The sequence below is a fragment of the Nonomuraea basaltis genome, from assembly GCF_005893125.1.
GTDB lineage: Bacteria > Actinomycetota > Actinomycetes > Streptosporangiales > Streptosporangiaceae > Nonomuraea > Nonomuraea basaltis.
Window position 1 is genome coordinate 42,316 of sequence record NZ_VCJS01000033.1, and the last position, 16,391, is coordinate 58,706.

Genomic DNA, 16,391 nt, shown 5'->3' on the forward strand with positions numbered 1-16,391 from the left:
CGGTGGTGCCGGTCGGTGGGGGCGCCGTCCGCTCGGGCCGGCACCCCCTGCTGTCCAGCGTCGCCTAGCTGGGGATCGGGTAGGGGAACGCGCTCGTCACGCCGATCTTGTCGTACTCCATCTTCGAGGCGTCGAAGCCGTCGGCCCAGTTGGCGTTCTTGACCTCGTTGCACTGGTAGCTCTGGTACTTGTCGTCGCTGACCTTGCCGACCTCGATGTTCTCGAACGAGAAGCCGCAGCCACCGGCGTCCATGTGCACGCCGCGGGTGCCGCTGTCCGGCATCGCCCCGCCCGGGTCGTTGATGACGTCGCCGATCACCATCTGCGAGACGTGGTTGTCGATCTCGTGCGGGTCGGTGTTGCTGACGCCGTAGGTGTAGAACGCGCCCATGTCGCCGCTGTCCAGCCCGGCCTCGTCGATGCGGATGTAGGAGAACCGGTTGTTGCGGGCGTAGTTGTCCTCGTCCTTGACCTCCGGCCGGACCTCCAGGCTGATGCCGTAGCGGGCGCTGTGCCGGACCGCGATGTGGCTGATCTCGTTGTTGCCGGTGCTCAGCAGCTCGATGCCGGACGCGTCGCCGGGGACCAGCTCGCCGACGTGGTAGATGTAGTTATTGCTGATCATGTGATGTCCGGAAATGTCCCCCTCGCCCGGGTAGCCGCCCTCGACCTTGATGCCGTCCGCGCCGATGTTCTCCAGCAGGCTGTCCGAGACCTTGACCCGCTCGTTCGCGAACAACATGTAGACGCCCATGAAGCCGCTGTCCGACAGGCGCAGCCTGGTCAGGTCGATGTCGCGGGAGTTCGTCACCGTGATCATGCCGAACCGGTTGCGCGGCATCTCGATCTGCCGGTCGTACACCGGGTACTTGTGCTCGTAGCCCGAGTCGCCCTCGCTGATCCACCCGGCCCGGTACCAGTCGACGAAGTCGGAGTACTGCAGCGCCAGCCCGTCGAAGGCGAGGTTCTGCACCCGCCTGTCCGGCGAGCTCCCGGCCAGCGAGATGATCGTCTTCACGGTGGGGGCCATGACCTTGTCGATCGAGGTGCGCGGCCAGTAGTAGACCTCGCTGTTCGCGAAGTCGAAGTAGTACTCGCCCGGCTGATCGAGGAAGCGCAGCGTGTTCTGCAGGAAGTAGCGCGAGCCGCTGCGGCTGTTGACGAACGAGTAGCGGGCCCAGTGGTTGAGGGTGAAGAAGTTCTTGCGGAAGTCGGCGCCGCCCAGCGGGACGGTGTCGGTGAACCAGCTCCACGAGCCGCCCGACCAGACCACGATCTGGCTGTTCTTGTCGAAGTCGGCGTCCCACTCCTTCGGCACGTCCTCCGGCTTGAAGTACAGCCACTGGCGCACCGCCTCCTTCTCCGGTTCGCCCAGCACCGAGAACAGGTAGGGGGACCACAGGTCGTCGCTGGTCCGGTTCGGGTGGCGGGCGGTCGTGGCGCGCTTGCCGTCCTCGAAGAGCGTGTAGAAGTTCCGGTCGATCTTGGTCTTGTAGATCTTGTCGTTGTGCTTCTGCCAGCCGGTCAGCGGCTTGGCGCCGAGCAGGCGGGCCTTGCCGGGGCCGTCGGCGCTGCGGTAGATGATCTTGTGGCCGTTCTCGCCGGAGTCGGCCTCGGTGAACTCGATGGTCTTGTCCACGACGTAGTCGCCGGCCTTGACGTTGACCACCAAGTCGCAGCGCTGCTGCCGCTTCTTGGCCCGCAGCTGGTCGCGGGCCTGCTCGATGGACTTCCACGGGCGCTGGGAGCTGCCGTCACCGCGGTCGCTGCCCGCGGGGGAGACGTAGTAGTCGCACGAGCCGCCGCCCGTCGCCGGGGCCGGGGTCGTGACGCCTCCCAGGAGTAAGACGAGGGCGCCCAAGGACCTGAGGATCACTGGCTCTCCTTAACTTGCCGCCACCGCTCGTACTCGGCGCGGGTCTCGGGGGTGAGGGGGTAGTAGTCCGACAGGGCGCCGCCCTCCTCGATGCGGGCGCGGCTGTAGCGCTCCCACTGCTCGTGGTCGGCGGCCGCTTCGAGCACCGACTGCGCGCGCCGGCGCGGCACCACCACGGCTCCGTCGTCGTCGGCCACGACCAGGTCGCCGGGCAGCGCGAGCGACCCGCCGACCGCCACGGGAACGTCGTACGCCCACGGGAACAGCTCCGCCTGCGAGGCGTAGTGCGGGGTGGCCCCCGTGCACCAGATCGGCACGTTCAGCCCGCCGACCCTGGGCAGGTCCCTGATCCGGCCGTCCACGACGATGCCCGCGCCGCCCCTGCGCTTGAAGTAGCGCACCAGCATGTCGCCGAAGCAGCCGGTGTAGGCGCTGCCGTACGCCTGCACGACCAGCACGTCGCCGGGCTCGATCCGCTCCAGCACGGCCCACAGCGCGGTGTGCCGCTCGACGTACTCCTGGCCGAGGCCGGAGGCGACGTCCTCGCGCTGCGGCATGAACTGCAGCGTGCGGATCCGGCCGGCGATCTTCTGCCCTTGCGCGATGGGACGCGGTCCCTCGATGAAGGTCCGCCGGATGCCCTGTGCGTGCAGCTTGGCGCAGGCGGTGGCCGAGCTGATCCGGGACAGCCCCTCCACGAGGACGGGATCGGGTTCGGCGGGCAGCGGCCCGCGAACAGGCAGATCCCAGATGGCGTCGTCCATGTAACTCCTCAGTAGTGCTGGTGCGACGGCGTGCGGACGCGCGCGGTCGTGTGCAGGTCGAGCCGGATGCGGCGGCCGGGCGGCAGCTCCACGAGCAGCCGCGGCCCGCCCACCGTCACCTCCCGCTCGGTCTCGGTGATCGGGGGAGAGGTGTAGGAGCGCGGGTCGCCCGGGTAGCCCTCGCCGGCCTTGGAGGCGATCGCGCGGTCGATGCGGTGCTCGCCGAACGCGCCCGCCTGCACCACGACCCGGCGGGTCTGGGTGAGGCCCAGGTTGGCCAGCTCGACGCGGACGCCGTCGGGGCGTACCTCGTCGACCAGCGCGGCCACGTCCCTGGGCAGCCCCGGGCGGTGGCGGTCGGCGTCGTGGTAGGCCAGCCGGGCCGGCAGCAGCCCGCCGTTGTAGAGCACCTGCGGGGTGCCGGTCACCAGTTGCAGCAGCGCCTCGGTGAGCACCGGGTTGAGCCGCTGCCAGTGGTGCACGTGGATGCCGGCCAGGTCCGCTTCGTCGGCCTCGATGAGCGCCATCCGCCGCTGCACCTGCCCGAGCGCCGTCGCCAGCATCGCCTCGGGGAAGCCCGGGTTGGCGCCGCGCAGGAACTCCAGCCAGGGCGCCTCGTGCCCGGCCTCCTCCTTGTTGCGGAACGGGCGCACCGTGGCCCAGTCGTAGCCGGAGGCCGCCCGCAGCCGGTCGATGCGCTCGGCGTCCCCATGCCCGAGCCCATGTCCGAGCGACGTGTGCCACAGCCAGACCGGCAGGCCGAGCTGCGGCGGCTGGAAGTCGAACCAGCCCCGGTCGTCGTGCCGGTTGGGCACCAGCATGGTCGGCTTGCCGGCCTCGTCACCCAGCTCGGCCAGCCAGCGGTCGCTGATGCTCATGTCCGTCTCGGTGACACTCGCCTGGACCGCGCGGGCGTACACGGTCTCCAGGGGGTCGCGGCCGATGGCCAGCGCGCTCTCGTCACCGGTCAGCAGGTGGGCGTTGACCGCGGCGATCGCGGCGGCGGCGCCCACGCTGTAGAGTCCGTGCGGCCACTGCCAGCCGTAGTTGCCGCCGTACCAGCGGCCGCCGTGCAGCTCGCCGACCCTGCCCGACGGGCCGACGTTGTCGGGCAGGATCCCGTCGTTGGCCTCCGCCCGCCGCTGCCAGGCGCCGATGTAGCGCAGCGCCCAGTCGCGGTAGCGGTCGTCGCCGTCGTACAGCCAGGCGTTGACGGCCAGGCTGGTCGCGGCCAGGTTGACGGCCGCGTCGCCGCGGCCGATCCGCTCGCTCATCGCCGCGCCCATGCGGGCCGCGTTGCTCGGATCGGCCAGGTCCGCCCACTCCGTGATGCCCGGCAGGTCGCGCAGCGGCAGCCCGTACGGCCGCATGCTGGCCAGGTCCGTGTGGTAGGAGGCCCACTCCCACTGCAGGCCGTAGCGGGGGCCGCCGGCGCCGTTGTGCGGGGCGCGGATGATGTCGTGCTCGGCGTCGTAGTTGGCCGAGCCGGGCAGGTAGAGGTCGGCGAAGCGGCGGGCCCGGTCGTGGAAGCGCTCGTCGCGCGGGTCGGCGGCGCAGATGCCGTAGAACAGCAGCAGCGACTCGCCTTGGTGGAACCAGTCGTAGCCGCGCTCGAACTCGTCCACCAGGTAGCCCAGCTCCGTGAGCTGCGCGGTCACGCCCTCCCAGTGGTGCTTGGCCTGGTCGAGCAGGTCGTCGGCGCCGCCGAGCTGGTAGAGCGCCGGCCAGTTGAAGAACGCCTCGTAGAAGTCGTCGGCGCCGTCCCGGTCGGCGGCCGGGCCGTGGTAGACGAGCCGCCCGTCGGGGGCGCAGTAGCGGGCGGCGAAGGCCCGCCACGCCTCGTCGAGGGCGTCGAACAGCCTGCGCTCGAGCACGGCCCAGGCCGGCGGCACGCCGAGCGGGACGGTCGCGATGACAGAGGGATCGCTTGCGGGTCCCGGAGATACAGAGGGATCGCTCGCGGGTCCCGGAGATACAGAGGGATCGCTTGCGGGTCCCGGAGATGCTGCGCGCATGTTCAACCTTTCGTTGCTCCTGCAGTGAGGCCGCTGATGATGTGCCGTTGCATGAAGACGAAGAAGACCAGCAGCGGGGCGATGGCCAGCAGCAGCGTGGGGAAGACCACGGTGTAGTCGGTGGCGTACTGGCTGACCGCCGCGTAGACGCCGGTGGTCACCGTGTAGAGGCCGCTGCCTGGGCCCAGGATGATCTGCGGGTTCACGAAGTCGTTCCACACCGAGAAGGTGTTGAGGATGACCATCGTGGCGACCGCGGGCCGCATCAGGGGGAAGACGATCTGCCAGAACGTCCGCAGCCGGCCCGCCCCGTCCACGGCCGCCGCCTGGTCGAGCACGGCCGGGATGGTGGCGATGTAGCCGGCGTACAGGAAGATCGAGAACGGCAGCGTGAGCGTGGTCTCGAACAGCACGAACCCGCGGATCGTGCCCATCAGGCCGAGGGTCTTGAGCACGTACACGACCGGGATGACCAGCACCTGCCCCGGGATGAACGTCCCGGCCAGGAAGAACAGCATCAGGAGACGGAACCGGCGCTTGGGACTGCGCGCGATGGCGTACGCGGCGGGGGCGGCCAGCAGCACCGACAGCACGTTGACCGCCACCACGAACAGCAGCGTGACCGCGTACCCCTTGACCACGTTGAACTGCGGGTTCGTCAGCGCCCCCGCGAGGGGCTCGAGGGTGAGCGAGCCGAGCCCGAAGGGGTTGGCGAGGATGTCCTGCTGGCCCTTGAACGCGTTGACGGTCAGCACGTAGAGCGGGACGAGCATGAAGGCGACGGTCGCCCAGAGGAAGGTCCTTCTCACTGGTGCACCGCCAGCTCGCCGCGCCTGCGCAGCTTCGTCACCACGAACGCCAGCGCCGCGGTCACCAGCATGAGGATCACCGACTGCGCCGAGCCGAATCCGAGGCGGGCGTCGTGGAAGGAGTTCCACAGGATGAGGTAGGCGACGGTCTGCGTCTGCCCGGCCGGGCCGCCCGCCGTCAGCGACACCACCAGGTCGTACGTCTTCAGCAGCGTCACCAGCGACAGCACGATGTTGATCGTCACCGACGGGCCGAGCGCCGGGAGCGTCACGTTCCTGAACACCTGCCAGCGGGTCGCGCCGTCGATCCGCGCGGCCTCGATCAGCGAGTGCGGCACCGCCTGCAGCCCCGCCAGGTACAGCACCACGTTGACGCCGAACCCCGCCCACACCAGCACGGCGATCATGGTGATCGTGGCCCACGCAGGGTCGGACAGGAACGGCAGCACCTGCCCGCCCCATGAGGTCACCAGGTTGTTGACCGCGCCGGTGGTGCCGAGGATCGCCGACCAGAGGAAGCCGACCACCAGCGCGCTGAGCACGTGCGGGTAGAACAGCACGATGCGGAAGAACGTGTTGGCCCGGGAAGCACCGTTCACCAGCAGCGCGAAGCCCAGCCCCAGGAGGTTGAGCCCGGCCGTGCCCGCCGCCGCGACCAGCAGCGTGACCAGGGCGGCGCGACGCAGGCCGGGGTCGTCCAGCAGGCCGGCGTAGTTGGCGGCGCCGACGAAGGCGGGGTTCGCGCTGAAGCCGTCCCAGTCGGTCAGGCTCAGGTAGAAGGCCAGGCAGACCGGGACGACCAGCATCACGGTGTAGAGGATCGCGGCCGGGCCCACCATGATCACGTTGGCCAGCCCGTCACGCCTCCTTGCCTTCTCCGGGGCTCTTCTCGGAACGGTGACCACGGGTGCTTCTCGGGTGAGGGTCATGAGCGGCCGGCCAGCCAGCGGTCCACGCCCTCGGCCACGTCCTTGGGCGACTTGCCCACGTACAGGCCCTGGACCTCGGTGTTCCACGCGGAGTTGAAGCCCTTGGGGAGGGTCGCGTCGCCGTATCCCTCGCCCTGCGGGACCCCGGACGGGGCGCCGTCGAGGATCTCCTGCACCTGCCTCTCCAGCGGCGTGAACTCGCGCTCGACGCCGGTGCGGAAGTTGCCGTCCTGCTTGAGCTGGCTCTTGACCGCCGCCGGATCGGTGACGAGCCACTGGACCAGCTTGAGCGCCGCGTCCTTGCTGGGGGTGGACTTGAGGATCATGTACGGGGCCGCGAGCGTGGCACCCTGCGGGCCCGGGTACTGCTGGCCCTTGTCGACCGGGGCCGGGAAGACACCTACCTCGAAGTCCTTCTCGGTCTTGGCCTCGGAGGCGGTGAACCAGCTGCCCATGACGTACATGGCCGACTTGCCGGACAGGAACGCGGTCTCGGCGTCGGCGTACTTCATGCCGAGGGCGTTCTTGTCGACGTACCCCTTGTCGATCCAGGTGCGGTAGCGCTCCAGATAGGGCAGCAGCGACTCGCCGGCCTTGACCTTGCCCGCCTTGACGTCCTGCTGCCAGGTGGGATGCGTCTGCGCGCGGGACGGGTTCGAGAGTTGCAGCAGCTGCAGGCCCGTGAGGAAGTCGCCGCCGGTCTGCAGCGGCAGGTAGCCGGCGTCCTTGAGCTTGCCCATGGCCGAGTCGAGCTCGTCGAACGTCGTCGGCGGCTTGCCGATCCCGGCCTTGTCGAAGGCGGTCTTGTTGTAGAAGACCAGCGACTGCGCCTGCACGCCGACGCCGACCGTGTAGATCTTGCCGCCCAGCTTCGCCTGCTCGGCCAGCGGCGTGTCCTTGGCCCACGGCTGGCCGGTCAGGTCGAGCATCTGCTTGGCCAGCGTCTCGTCCGCCATCAGCGTCTCGACGACGTCGGGGGCGTTGCCGGCGGCGAGCTGCTGCGGCAGTGTGTCGGACACGCCCTTGCCGGTCGGGGCCTCGATCTTGACGTCGATGCCGGGGTTGGCCTGCTCGAACGGCTTGACCAGCCCGTCCCAGTAGGCCTGGGTGAGGTTGGGGCTGATGTTGACCAGCATCCTGACCGTGACCTGGCCGCCCTCGCTCTGCTGCGCTCGGGAGTCGCCGGCGAAGCCGCCCCCGCCGCATGCGGTGAGCAGGAACAGGCATCCGATGGCGGACGTGCTGATCGACTGGGCGAGGGATGGGCGGGGGGAACGCATCGCACCTCCAAGGGGGCGAGATCTGCGACGCCTTTTAATGGGTCGATACTCGATTAGCGATTATTTAATACGTTGGTAACCGGGGCCGGTCAAGGGGTTTTACGGCGCGACAAATACGTTTCCGGCCGGTGACTGAGTCATAAATACGTTAAGGTGGGGCGCGTGGCTGGACCTGGACACGAGGACGACAAGCGGCTGGTGCTGAGCGCGGAGGAGCTGTCCGCGCTGCGGGCGTACGCGGCCGAGCCGGGCGGAGGGCTGGCGCTGCGCAGCCGTATCGTGCTGGCGTGCGCCGACGGGCTGCCCCGCAAGGAGATCGCGGCGCGGCTGGCGGTGAGCCCCGCGACCGTCGCCAAGTGGCGGGCCCGGTTCGTGGAGCGGGGCCTCGACGGGCTGTCGGACGCGCCGCGCCCGGGACGGCCGCGCAGCGCGGAGCGGCACGAGGCCGAGCGCGTGATCGCCGCCGCGGCCGGCGGCTCGGCCGTGCCCTCCACCCGCACCATGGCCAGGCAGCTCGGGCTGTCGCAGTCGACCGTGGCACGCATCTGGCAGGAGCAGCAGGTCGCGCCACCCGCCGCCCGGCTGCTGCCCAGGGAGCTGCTGTCCGACCGGGTCTACGCGCTGCTGCGCGGCTGGATCGTGTCGGGGGAGCTGCTGCCGGGGCAGCGGCTGGTGGAGGCCGAGATCGCCAGACGGGTCGGCACCAGCCAGGCCCCGGCCAGGGAGGCGATCAAGCGGCTGGCGCACGAGGGGCTGGTCATCTCCTATCCCAACCGGGGGAGCTACGTCGCGGAGATCTCGGACGAGCAGGCCCGGGAGGTGCGCGACATCAGGGTGCTGCTGGAGGAGTACGCCGCACGCGGCGCGGCCATCCGCATCCAGCCCGACACGCTGCGCGGGCTCTCGGCCGACGTGCTGGCGATGCGGCACGCGGCCCGGGACGGGGACATAGGGGCGTTCAGGGACGCGGATCTGGCCTTCCATCGGCGGGTGTGCGCCGCGTGCGGCAACTCCTTCCTGCTGCGGCTGTGGCGGACGATCGAGTCGAACTTGTGGAGCCTGCACGTGGTGGGCAACCCGCTGTACGACGGGGACTGGACGGCGATGGCGGGTCACCACGACGACCTGGTGGCCGCGCTGGCCTCCGGCGACCCGGACGAGGCGGCCCGCCTCTTCGCCGCCCACGCCCGCGGCGAAGCCTCCCGCACCCGGCCCCGGACCCGCCCGGACGCGGAAAGGACCGGGCTGGCCACGTAGGGCGCGCCCGCTCCTTCTGCTGGTGCCGCTCGATCCGGGCGTCCACCGGAGGTTGGCGATGTCGATCACCTCGATGCACACATCGGTCGCATCACTTCATCTGATGAAATCACGGCTTCATCGGATGAAACTCTAGGAAATCCCGGACGATCCAGCTAGCGTGCGGATCGTGGCAACTGACCCTCAGAGGGACGCCGCCCGGCACGTCCAGGTGGTAACCGCCCTCGGCGCCCGCATCGTCGGCGGCTCGCTGGCCCCCGGCACGTCCCTCCCCATCGAGGAGGACCTCGTCGGCGAGCTGGGCGTGGGCCGCTCGGCCGTCCGGGAGGGCGTCAAGGTCCTGGCCGGCAAGGGCCTGCTGGAGACCAGGAGGAGCGCGGGCACCCGGATACGCCCGCGCGCGTCCTGGAACCTCCTCGACGCCGACGTGCTGAGCTGGCGGTTCGAGCCGGAGCCGCGGCCGGAGGACGTCCGGGTGCTGGCGGACCTGCGGGTAGCACTGGAGCCGGGCGCGGCCAGGGTGGCTGCGGAGCGGGCGGACGCGACCGCCGTGCGACGCATCGACGAGGCCCTGGCCGCGCTCTACGCCACCGCCGACGACCCCGAGCCGTTCATCGAGGCCGACCTGGCCTTCCACAAGGCCGTGTTCGCCGCGGCGGACAACGACCTGCTGCTCTACATCTACGACATGATCAGCATCGCCCTGCGGTCCGTGCGCCAGGTGCACACCCGCTCGGTGGAGCACAACAAGGAGACGCTGCCCGGCCACGAGCGCGTGGCGGTGGCGATCAGGCGCCGCCACCACCGCAAGGCCGAGGAGGCCATGCGCGGGGTGGTCGAGGTCGCCCGCGCCGACGCCGAGCAGCACATCCGTCTTTGCTGCTGAGATCCCAGGAAGTGAGCGAACCCTTGGACGTCCTCCTCGACGTCGACGGCCCGGTCGCCGTCGTCACCCTGAACAGACCCGCCAAGCTCAACGCGATCACCCCTGACATGGCGGCCGCGCTGCGTGCCTGCCTGGCCAGGATCGACGCCGACCCGGCCATCAGAGCGGCCGTGCTCACGGGCGCGGGCGAGCGCTCGTTCTGCGTGGGCAGCGACATCCGGGAGCTGGACGCGTACGACACCCCGTGGGAGTTCCGCAACCGCGGCGACTACGGCGACGCGGTCCGCGCCCTGCGCAAGCCGATCGTCGCGGCCGTCAACGGCTACGCGTACGGCGGCGGCCTGGAGCTGGCCATGGCCTGCGACATCCGGCTGGCCGCCGGCACGGCGACGTTCGCCGCGCCCGAGATCAAGCTCGGCTGGATCGGCGGCAGTGGCCAGTCCGCGCTGCTGGCCCACTCCGTCGGCCCCGGCAACGCGGCCACCATGCTGCTGACCGGCGACCCGATCGACGCCACCCGGGCGAGATCATGGGGGCTGGTCACCGACATCCACCCCCAGGACGAGCTGATGCCGGCCGCCCGCGAGCTGGCCGGCCGGATCGCCGCCCGCCCGCCGATCGCCGCGCAGACCGCGAAGGCCAACCTGAAGGCCGCCTACTCGATGCCGCTCGACCAGGCCATCCAATACGAGCGCGACCTGCAGACCGTCTGCTTCGCCACCGCCGACGCCGCCGAGGGCAGGGCCGCGTTCGCCGCCCGCCGCGAGCCCGTCTTCGAGGGGCGCTGATGGGCGTGCTCGACGGCTACCGCGTCATCGACCTGTCCATCGCGATGGCCGGCCCGCTGGCCGCCATGCGGCTGGGCGACCTGGGCGCGGACGTGGTCAAGGTGGAGCCGGTGACCGGCGAGTGGCAGCGGCACGCCCCCGCCGGCGGCGCCACGGGCAACCGGGTCAACGCCTCGTTCCTGTCGCTCAACCGCAACAAGCGCAGCCTGGCGGTGAACCTCAAGTCGGACGAGGGCCGCGACATCGTGCACCGGCTGGCCGCTACGGCCGACGTGTTCCTGCAGAACTACCGTCCCGGCGTCGCGGAGCGGCTCGGCATGGACCACGACACGATCAGCGCCATCAACCCGCGCATCGTGTACGTCTCCATGTCCGGTTACGGCGAGACGGGACCGTACACGTCGAGACCCGGCCAGGACCTGCTGCTGCAGGCCATGAGCGGCGCCATGCTCAGCACCGGCCGCGACGGCGACCCGCCCGCGCCCGCCGGCACGTACGCGATCGACGCGATCACCGCCTACAGCGCCTTCGAGGGCGCGCTGGCCGCGCTGCTGCACCGCGAGCGCACCGGCGAGGGCCAGCGGGTGAGCGTCAACATGCTGGACGCGGCCATCGCCGTGCAGATGCAGGAACTGTCGATCTTCACGGTCGGCAAGGTGCCGCAGCGGCGCGGCAGCGAGCCGCACGGCCACACCTACATCCGCGCGCCGTACGGCGTGTTCGCCACCAAGGACGGCTACCTGGCGCTCGGCATGCCCAGGCTCGACGCGCTGGCCGTGGCGCTCGACCTGCCGGAGCTGGCCGGCATGGACGGCGACGCCGACGGCCACACCAGGCGCGACGAGATCACCGCGATCGTGGCCCGCCGCCTGCCGCACCGCACCACGGCCGACTGGCTGGAGATCTGCGCCCGCCACGACCTGTGGGCGGGCCCCGTGTACGGCTACGCCGACCTGGTGGCCGACCCGCAGGTCAAGCACAACGGCTCGTTCGTCACCTACGAGCACCGCACCGAGGGCACGGTCACCACGCCCGGCTTCCCGTACGGCCTCAGCGCCGCCCCGCCGTCGGTCCGCAGGGGCGCGCCGCTGGCCGGCGAGCACACGCGCGAACTGCTCGACGAGCTCGGCTACCCGGCCGAGCGCACGGCCGAGCTGGTGGCGAGGGGCGTGCTGGCATGCGCGGACTGACCTGGGACCACCCGCGCGGGTACGCCCCGCTCGATGAGCTGACCCGGCTCGACCGCGCAGGGATCAACCCGTACGGTGTCGTGCCCGAGCCGATCGAGTGGGACCGCCAGCCGCTCGAAGGGTTCGAGTCGGAGCCGATCGCGAAGCTGTGCGAGACGTACGACGTGCTGGTGATCGACCATCCCGGGCTGGGCGCGGCCGTGGACGCGCTGGTGCCGATGGAGGAGCTGTTCGAGCCGGACGAGCTGGCCCGCCTGCGCGCGGGCACCGTCGGCCGCACCTGGGACGGCTACCACCTGGAGGGACGCCAGTGGGCGCTGCCGCTCGACGCGGCCGCCCAGGTCGCCGTCGCCCGCCCCGGCGTCGAGGCGCCGGCGACGTGGCCGGAGGTGGCGGATTTCGCGCAGGGCACGCGGATCGCGCTGTGCCTGGGCGGGCCGCACGCGTTCCTGATGTTCTGCGCGCTGTGCTCCGGCGACTTCCTCGACGAGGAGTCCGGGGCCAGAGCGCTGGAGCTGATGGCCGAGCTGCTCGCGCTCGCGGACCGGGAGGTGTCGCTGCTCAACCCGATCGGCGTGCTCGACGCCATGGCGGCCGGCGGGCCGGACTTCTGCCCGCTGGTGTACGGCTACGCCACCTATCCGCTGGCCTTCTCGGACGCCCCCGCCTGGCCGGGCCGGGCGCCGGGCAGCGTGCTCGGCGGCACCGGGCTCGCCGTCTCCAGGCGGCGCATCGGCGCGATCGGCGGCACGGTCCGCGTCCACCTGCGGCGTTTGCTGTCCGAGCCGGTGCAGACTCGACTGTTCCCGGCCACCGGCGGGCAACCCGCCGCCCGGGCCGCGTGGGAGGCCCCAGGGTTCTACCGCGACACCCGCGCCACCATGGAGGCCGCCTGGATCAGGCCGCGCTTCCCCGGCTACATCGCCCTGCAGGACGGGTCGTCCGCGCTGATCCGCGAGGGCCTGCTGGCCCGTGTCCCGGCCGCCGGCCTGCTCAGGAACCTGCACAAGGAATGGAGGCAAGCATGACCACCGCGCTCGTCACGGGCGCCGCCGGAGCGCTCGGCCGGGCGATCGTCCGCCGCCTGATCTCCGACGGCCACCAGGTGGCGGCACTCGACGTCGACGCCGGCGCGCTCGTCGGCACCCTCAACCTGAAGGCGGACCTGCGCGACCCGGCCGCCATCGAGGCGGCGTTCGCCGAGACGGCACTGCGGCTCGGCCCGGTCGGGATCCTCGTCAACAACGCGGCCGTCTACCCCAGCAGGCCGTTCCTGGAGGTGCCGCTCGCCGAGTACGACGACGTGCACGCGGTCAACCAGCGCGCCTACTGGCTGGCCGCCCAGCACGCCGCCCGCCAGATGGACGGCACCGGCGGCGCGATCATCAACATCGCCTCGATCACCATGCACGGCGGCTGGCCCGACCTGGCCGCCTACGTCGCCACGAAGGGTGCCGCGGCCGCACTGACCCGGGCGCTGGCCCGCGAGCTCGGCCCCAGGGAGATCCGGGTCAACTGCGTCTCGCCGGGCGCGTTCCCCACGGCGGCGGAGGAGATCCATCCGGATCCGGAGGCGTACAACCGATTCGTCCTGGAGCGGCAGTCGCTGCAGCGGCGCGGCAGGCCGGAGGAGCTGGCGGCCGTGGTGTCGTTCCTCGCCGGCCCGGACGCCTCGTTCGTCACGGGCCAGACCATCGAAGTCAACGGAGGGTGGGTGATGGCATGACGCCGGACCGCAGGCGGCTGGCCGAGCTGACCGGGGATCTGAGCGCGGCCGGCGGGGTCCGGCTGGTGACGCTCGGGGACGGAGTCGAGCGCGGCATCAGGACGCTGGAGTTCCGCACCGGGTCGGGGCTGGCGTTCGACGTGCTGGTCGACCGGTGCATGGACATCGGGCACGCCGAGCACGCCGGGCGCTCGTTCGGCTGGCGCTCGCCCACCGGCTTCCGCCATCCGGGGCTGCACGAGAACGCCGACGAGGACGGCCTGTCCTGGCTGCGCTCGTTCTCGGGGCTCATCGTCACGGCCGGGCTCGACCACACGCTGTTCGGCGGCGAGGTGCCCGCCGACGGCTACCGCTACCCGCCCCGCCAGACCGTACGCCACGGCCTGCACGGCCGCGCCGGCAACCTCCCCGCCCGGCTGACCGGGTACGGCGAGCGCTGGGAGAACGACCGCTGCGTCCTGTGGGCCGAGGGCGAGGTGCGCCAGGCCGCGGTGTTCGCCGAGAACCTGCGCATGGTCCGCCGCATCGAGGCCGACCTGGGCGGCGACGAGATCAGGCTCGTCGACACCGTCACCAACGCCGGGTTCGAGCCGGCGCCGCACATGTTCCTGTACCACATCAACCTCGGCTGGCCGCTGCTCGACGAGGGCGCCAGGTTCGAGGCCGACATCCGCGAGACGCTCTGGCAGACCGACAGCGTCGCCGAGCAGAAGGCCGACCACATCACCTTCCCCGGGCCGGTGCCGGGGTTCGTGGAGCAGGTGTACGAGCACGCGCTCGTCCCAGGCGACGACGGGCGGCACCGGGTGGCGGTGGTCAACGACCGGCTCGGCATGAAGGTCAGCGTGGAGTGGCCGGCCGAGGAGTTCCCGTATTTCTTCGAGTGGCTGAACCTGCGCTCCGGCAACTACGCGGTCGGCCTGGAGCCGTCCACCCATCACGTGTCAGGCGACGCGGCGGCCAGGGAGGACGGCAGCATGATCTGGCTCGGAGCGCAGGAATCGCGGGTTTACCACACCACGTTCCGCGTCTCCTAGTGCAGGCCGTACGCGCGGCGGGCGGTGCCGGCGAAGACCTCGGCCCGCTCGCCCTCCGACAGCCCCGCGCACAGCTCGTCCGCGGCGTAGAACACCCGCTCGTACTCGGCCGCGAGCAGGCAGACCGGCCAGTCGGAGCCGAACATCACCCGCTCGGTCCCGAACGCCTCCAGCACGGTCTCCGCGTACGGCCGCAGATCGGACACCCGCCACGCCGCCCAGTCGGCCTCGGTGACCATGCCGGACAGCTTGCAGTAGACGTTCGGGTGCGCGGCCAGCTCCCTGATCCGGGTGCGCCACGGCTCCAGCTCGCCCGACGCGATCGGCGGCTTGGACAGGTGGTCGAGCACGAACGTCAGCCCCGGTCTGGCGGCCACGGTGTCGATGGCGGCGGGCAGCTGGTGCGGCAGCGTGAGCAGGTCGTACGCCAGCCCGGCGGCCTCCACCGCGGCGAGCCCGCGCCGCACATCGGGCCGCTTGAGCCAGTCGGGGTCAGGCTCGGACTGCACGCCGTGGCGGACGCCCACCAGCCCGGCAGGCAGGGCGGCCAGCACGTCGGCGGCGTCGGGCGCGGTGAGGTCGATCCAGCCGACGACGCCCGCGACGAGGTCGGACGCGGCGGCCAGGGCCAGGAACTCGCGCGTCTCGGCCAGGTCGGGCAGCACCTGCACGAGCACGGTGCGGCTCACCCCGGCCGCGGCGGCGGGGGCGGCCAGGTCGTCGAGCGTGAACGTGCGCCGGATGGGCGCCATCGGTTCCGGGTCCAGCCAGGCGTGCGGCCGGACGGAGAGGTCCCACACATGATGGTGCGCGTCGATGCGGTTCATGGGTTATTCGAGCTCCAGCTCGGTCCAGAGGTCGTCAGGGATGGAGGTGGCGGCCAGGTCGAGGTCCTCGGCCACCTCCTCGGGGCTGCGGGCGCCGACCACGACGCCGGTCACGGCCGGGTGCCGCAGCGGGAACTGCAGGGCGGCGGCCGCGAGCGGCACCTCGTACGCGGCGCACCGCTCGGCCAGCTCGCGCGCCCGCTCCAGCACCGGCCCAGGGGCGGGGACGTAGTCGTAGTGCGCGCCGGGCCCGGGATCGGCCAGGATCCCGCCGTTGAACACGCCCGCCACCAGCACGCCCGTCCCCCGCTCGGCGCACAGCGGGAGCAGCTCCTTGCCCGCCGTGCGGTCGAGCAGGCTGTAGCGGCCGGCCACCATCACGCAGTCCACGTCGGTCTCCCGCACGAATCTGGCCAGCATCTCCGCCTGGTTCATGCCCACCCCGACGGCCCGCACGCCGCCCTGCTCGCGCAGCCGCTCCAGCGCCGGGTACGCGTGCCGCACGGCCTGCTCCCAGTGGTCGTCGGGGTCGTGGATGAGCAGGACGTCGAACGCGTCGAGCCCGGTGCGCTCGAGGCTGCCGGCGAGCGAGGCGTAGACGCCCTCCACGGTGTAGTCCCGCCTGACGGGGTCGAGCAGCGCGCCGACCTTGGTGGACACCGTCACCTGGGACCTGTCCACGCCCGCCAGGAACCGGCCCAGCCTGCGCTCACCCAGCCCCTGGCCGTAGCGCGGGGCGGTGTCGAAGTAGCGGACGCCGCCCTCCCAGGCGGCCTCCAGCGTGGCCGCGGCCTGCTCGTCGCCGACCGGCGTGTACAGCCCCGCCAGAGGGGCGGTGCCGAGGCCGATCCTGGAAACGCTGACGCCGCTGCGACCGAGCCTCACGTCTCGGCTCTCCTCTCAGGCGAGAGATCGTTTGCAGACCGAAACCTAGCAGACCTCCCATGTTCCGACTAGTCAGTACGGACTTAACGAAGGGTATGGACAGATGACAATACTTTCGCGTA

At 71.4% G+C, this 16,391-nt stretch carries 15 protein-coding genes; 7 read left to right on the plus strand and 8 right to left on the minus strand.

Going from position 1 to position 16,391, the window contains the following annotated elements:
* Window positions 1-64: 64 nt before the first annotated feature.
* From EJK15_RS17990 to EJK15_RS18010, 6 genes are read right to left on the minus strand one after another with little or no spacing between them, the layout of a single operon-like run.
* The gene (locus tag EJK15_RS17990) at window positions 65-1,876 is read right to left on the minus strand and encodes a right-handed parallel beta-helix repeat-containing protein (RefSeq protein ID WP_138711596.1); all 1,812 of its coding nucleotides are present in this window, start codon (window positions 1,874-1,876) and stop codon (window positions 65-67) included.
* The gene (locus EJK15_RS17995) at window positions 1,873-2,640 is read right to left on the minus strand and encodes an RraA family protein (RefSeq protein WP_138711597.1); all 768 of its coding nucleotides are present in this window, start codon (window positions 2,638-2,640) and stop codon (window positions 1,873-1,875) included. Before EJK15_RS17995 ends, EJK15_RS17990 begins: the two co-directional genes overlap by 4 nt.
* Before the next feature lie 8 nt (window positions 2,641-2,648).
* Entirely contained in the window at window positions 2,649-4,655 is a 2,007-nt protein-coding gene (locus EJK15_RS70670) for a DUF8034 domain-containing protein (RefSeq protein WP_476739196.1), read from the minus strand.
* Window positions 4,656-4,657: 2 nt separating this feature from the next.
* Entirely contained in the window at window positions 4,658-5,464 is an 807-nt protein-coding gene (locus EJK15_RS18000; protein WP_206060927.1) for a carbohydrate ABC transporter permease, read from the minus strand.
* A complete protein-coding gene (locus tag EJK15_RS18005) occupies window positions 5,461-6,369 on the minus strand; it encodes a carbohydrate ABC transporter permease (RefSeq protein WP_206060928.1) in 909 nt (302 codons plus the stop codon). Before EJK15_RS18005 ends, EJK15_RS18000 begins: the two co-directional genes overlap by 4 nt.
* A gap of 20 nt (window positions 6,370-6,389) precedes the next feature.
* Window positions 6,390-7,673, minus strand: coding sequence for an ABC transporter substrate-binding protein (locus tag EJK15_RS18010; RefSeq protein ID WP_138711598.1), 1,284 nt, complete (start codon window positions 7,671-7,673; stop codon window positions 6,390-6,392).
* A gap of 162 nt (window positions 7,674-7,835) precedes the next feature.
* Between EJK15_RS18010 and EJK15_RS18015 the strand changes: the two genes are divergently transcribed.
* The 7 genes from EJK15_RS18015 (at window position 7,836) to EJK15_RS18045 (ending at window position 14,557) form a co-directional block, all read left to right on the plus strand.
* A complete protein-coding gene (locus EJK15_RS18015; protein WP_206060929.1) occupies window positions 7,836-8,930 on the plus strand; it encodes an FCD domain-containing protein in 1,095 nt (364 codons plus the stop codon).
* Window positions 8,931-9,099: 169 nt separating this feature from the next.
* On the plus strand, window positions 9,100-9,816 hold the full coding sequence (locus EJK15_RS18020; protein ID WP_171074383.1) for a FadR/GntR family transcriptional regulator: 717 nt from the start codon (window positions 9,100-9,102) through the stop codon (window positions 9,814-9,816).
* Between the two features lie 11 nt (window positions 9,817-9,827).
* Window positions 9,828-10,604 carry an enoyl-CoA hydratase/isomerase family protein gene (locus tag EJK15_RS18025; RefSeq protein WP_138711601.1) on the plus strand — a complete coding sequence of 259 codons (777 nt, stop codon included), beginning with the start codon at window positions 9,828-9,830 and terminating at the stop codon, window positions 10,602-10,604.
* Window positions 10,604-11,794, plus strand: a complete 1,191-nt coding sequence (locus EJK15_RS18030; protein ID WP_138711602.1) for a CaiB/BaiF CoA transferase family protein — start codon at window positions 10,604-10,606, stop codon at window positions 11,792-11,794. The genes EJK15_RS18025 and EJK15_RS18030 overlap by 1 nt, the downstream gene beginning before the upstream one ends.
* A complete protein-coding gene (locus EJK15_RS18035; protein ID WP_138711603.1) occupies window positions 11,782-12,822 on the plus strand; it encodes a type 2 periplasmic-binding domain-containing protein in 1,041 nt (346 codons plus the stop codon). The genes EJK15_RS18030 and EJK15_RS18035 overlap by 13 nt, the downstream gene beginning before the upstream one ends.
* Entirely contained in the window at window positions 12,819-13,520 is a 702-nt protein-coding gene (locus EJK15_RS18040; protein WP_138711604.1) for an SDR family NAD(P)-dependent oxidoreductase, read from the plus strand. Before EJK15_RS18035 ends, EJK15_RS18040 begins: the two co-directional genes overlap by 4 nt.
* Window positions 13,517-14,557: an aldose 1-epimerase family protein gene (locus tag EJK15_RS18045; RefSeq protein WP_138711605.1), complete on the plus strand. Its 1,041-nt coding sequence runs from the start codon at window positions 13,517-13,519 to the stop codon at window positions 14,555-14,557. The genes EJK15_RS18040 and EJK15_RS18045 overlap by 4 nt, the downstream gene beginning before the upstream one ends.
* Here the strand turns inward: EJK15_RS18045 and EJK15_RS18050 are convergent.
* Window positions 14,554-15,384 (minus strand): amidohydrolase family protein, encoded by an 831-nt coding sequence (locus tag EJK15_RS18050; protein ID WP_138711606.1) that lies wholly within the window; start codon window positions 15,382-15,384, stop codon window positions 14,554-14,556. The genes EJK15_RS18045 and EJK15_RS18050 overlap by 4 nt on opposite strands.
* A gap of 3 nt (window positions 15,385-15,387) precedes the next feature.
* The gene (locus EJK15_RS18055) at window positions 15,388-16,269 is read right to left on the minus strand and encodes an aldo/keto reductase (RefSeq protein ID WP_138711607.1); all 882 of its coding nucleotides are present in this window, start codon (window positions 16,267-16,269) and stop codon (window positions 15,388-15,390) included.
* Window positions 16,270-16,391: the final 122 nt, after the last annotated feature.

Excerpts from the sequence above, each read along its gene's own strand:
- EJK15_RS18035 (WP_138711603.1), top strand. The coding sequence starts at position 11,782 with ATGCGCGGACTGACCTGGGACCACCCGCGCGGGTACGCCCCGCTCGAT.
- EJK15_RS18030 (WP_138711602.1), top strand. The coding sequence starts at position 10,604 with ATGGGCGTGCTCGACGGCTACCGCGTCATCGACCTGTCCATCGCGATG.
- EJK15_RS17995 (WP_138711597.1), bottom strand. The coding sequence starts at position 2,640 with ATGGACGACGCCATCTGGGATCTGCCTGTTCGCGGGCCGCTGCCCGCC.
- EJK15_RS18045 (WP_138711605.1), top strand. The coding sequence starts at position 13,517 with ATGACGCCGGACCGCAGGCGGCTGGCCGAGCTGACCGGGGATCTGAGC.
- EJK15_RS18040 (WP_138711604.1), top strand. The coding sequence starts at position 12,819 with ATGACCACCGCGCTCGTCACGGGCGCCGCCGGAGCGCTCGGCCGGGCG.
- EJK15_RS18050 (WP_138711606.1), bottom strand. The coding sequence starts at position 15,384 with ATGAACCGCATCGACGCGCACCATCATGTGTGGGACCTCTCCGTCCGG.
- EJK15_RS70670 (WP_476739196.1), bottom strand. The coding sequence starts at position 4,655 with ATGCGCGCAGCATCTCCGGGACCCGCAAGCGATCCCTCTGTATCTCCG.
- EJK15_RS18010 (WP_138711598.1), bottom strand. The coding sequence starts at position 7,673 with ATGCGTTCCCCCCGCCCATCCCTCGCCCAGTCGATCAGCACGTCCGCC.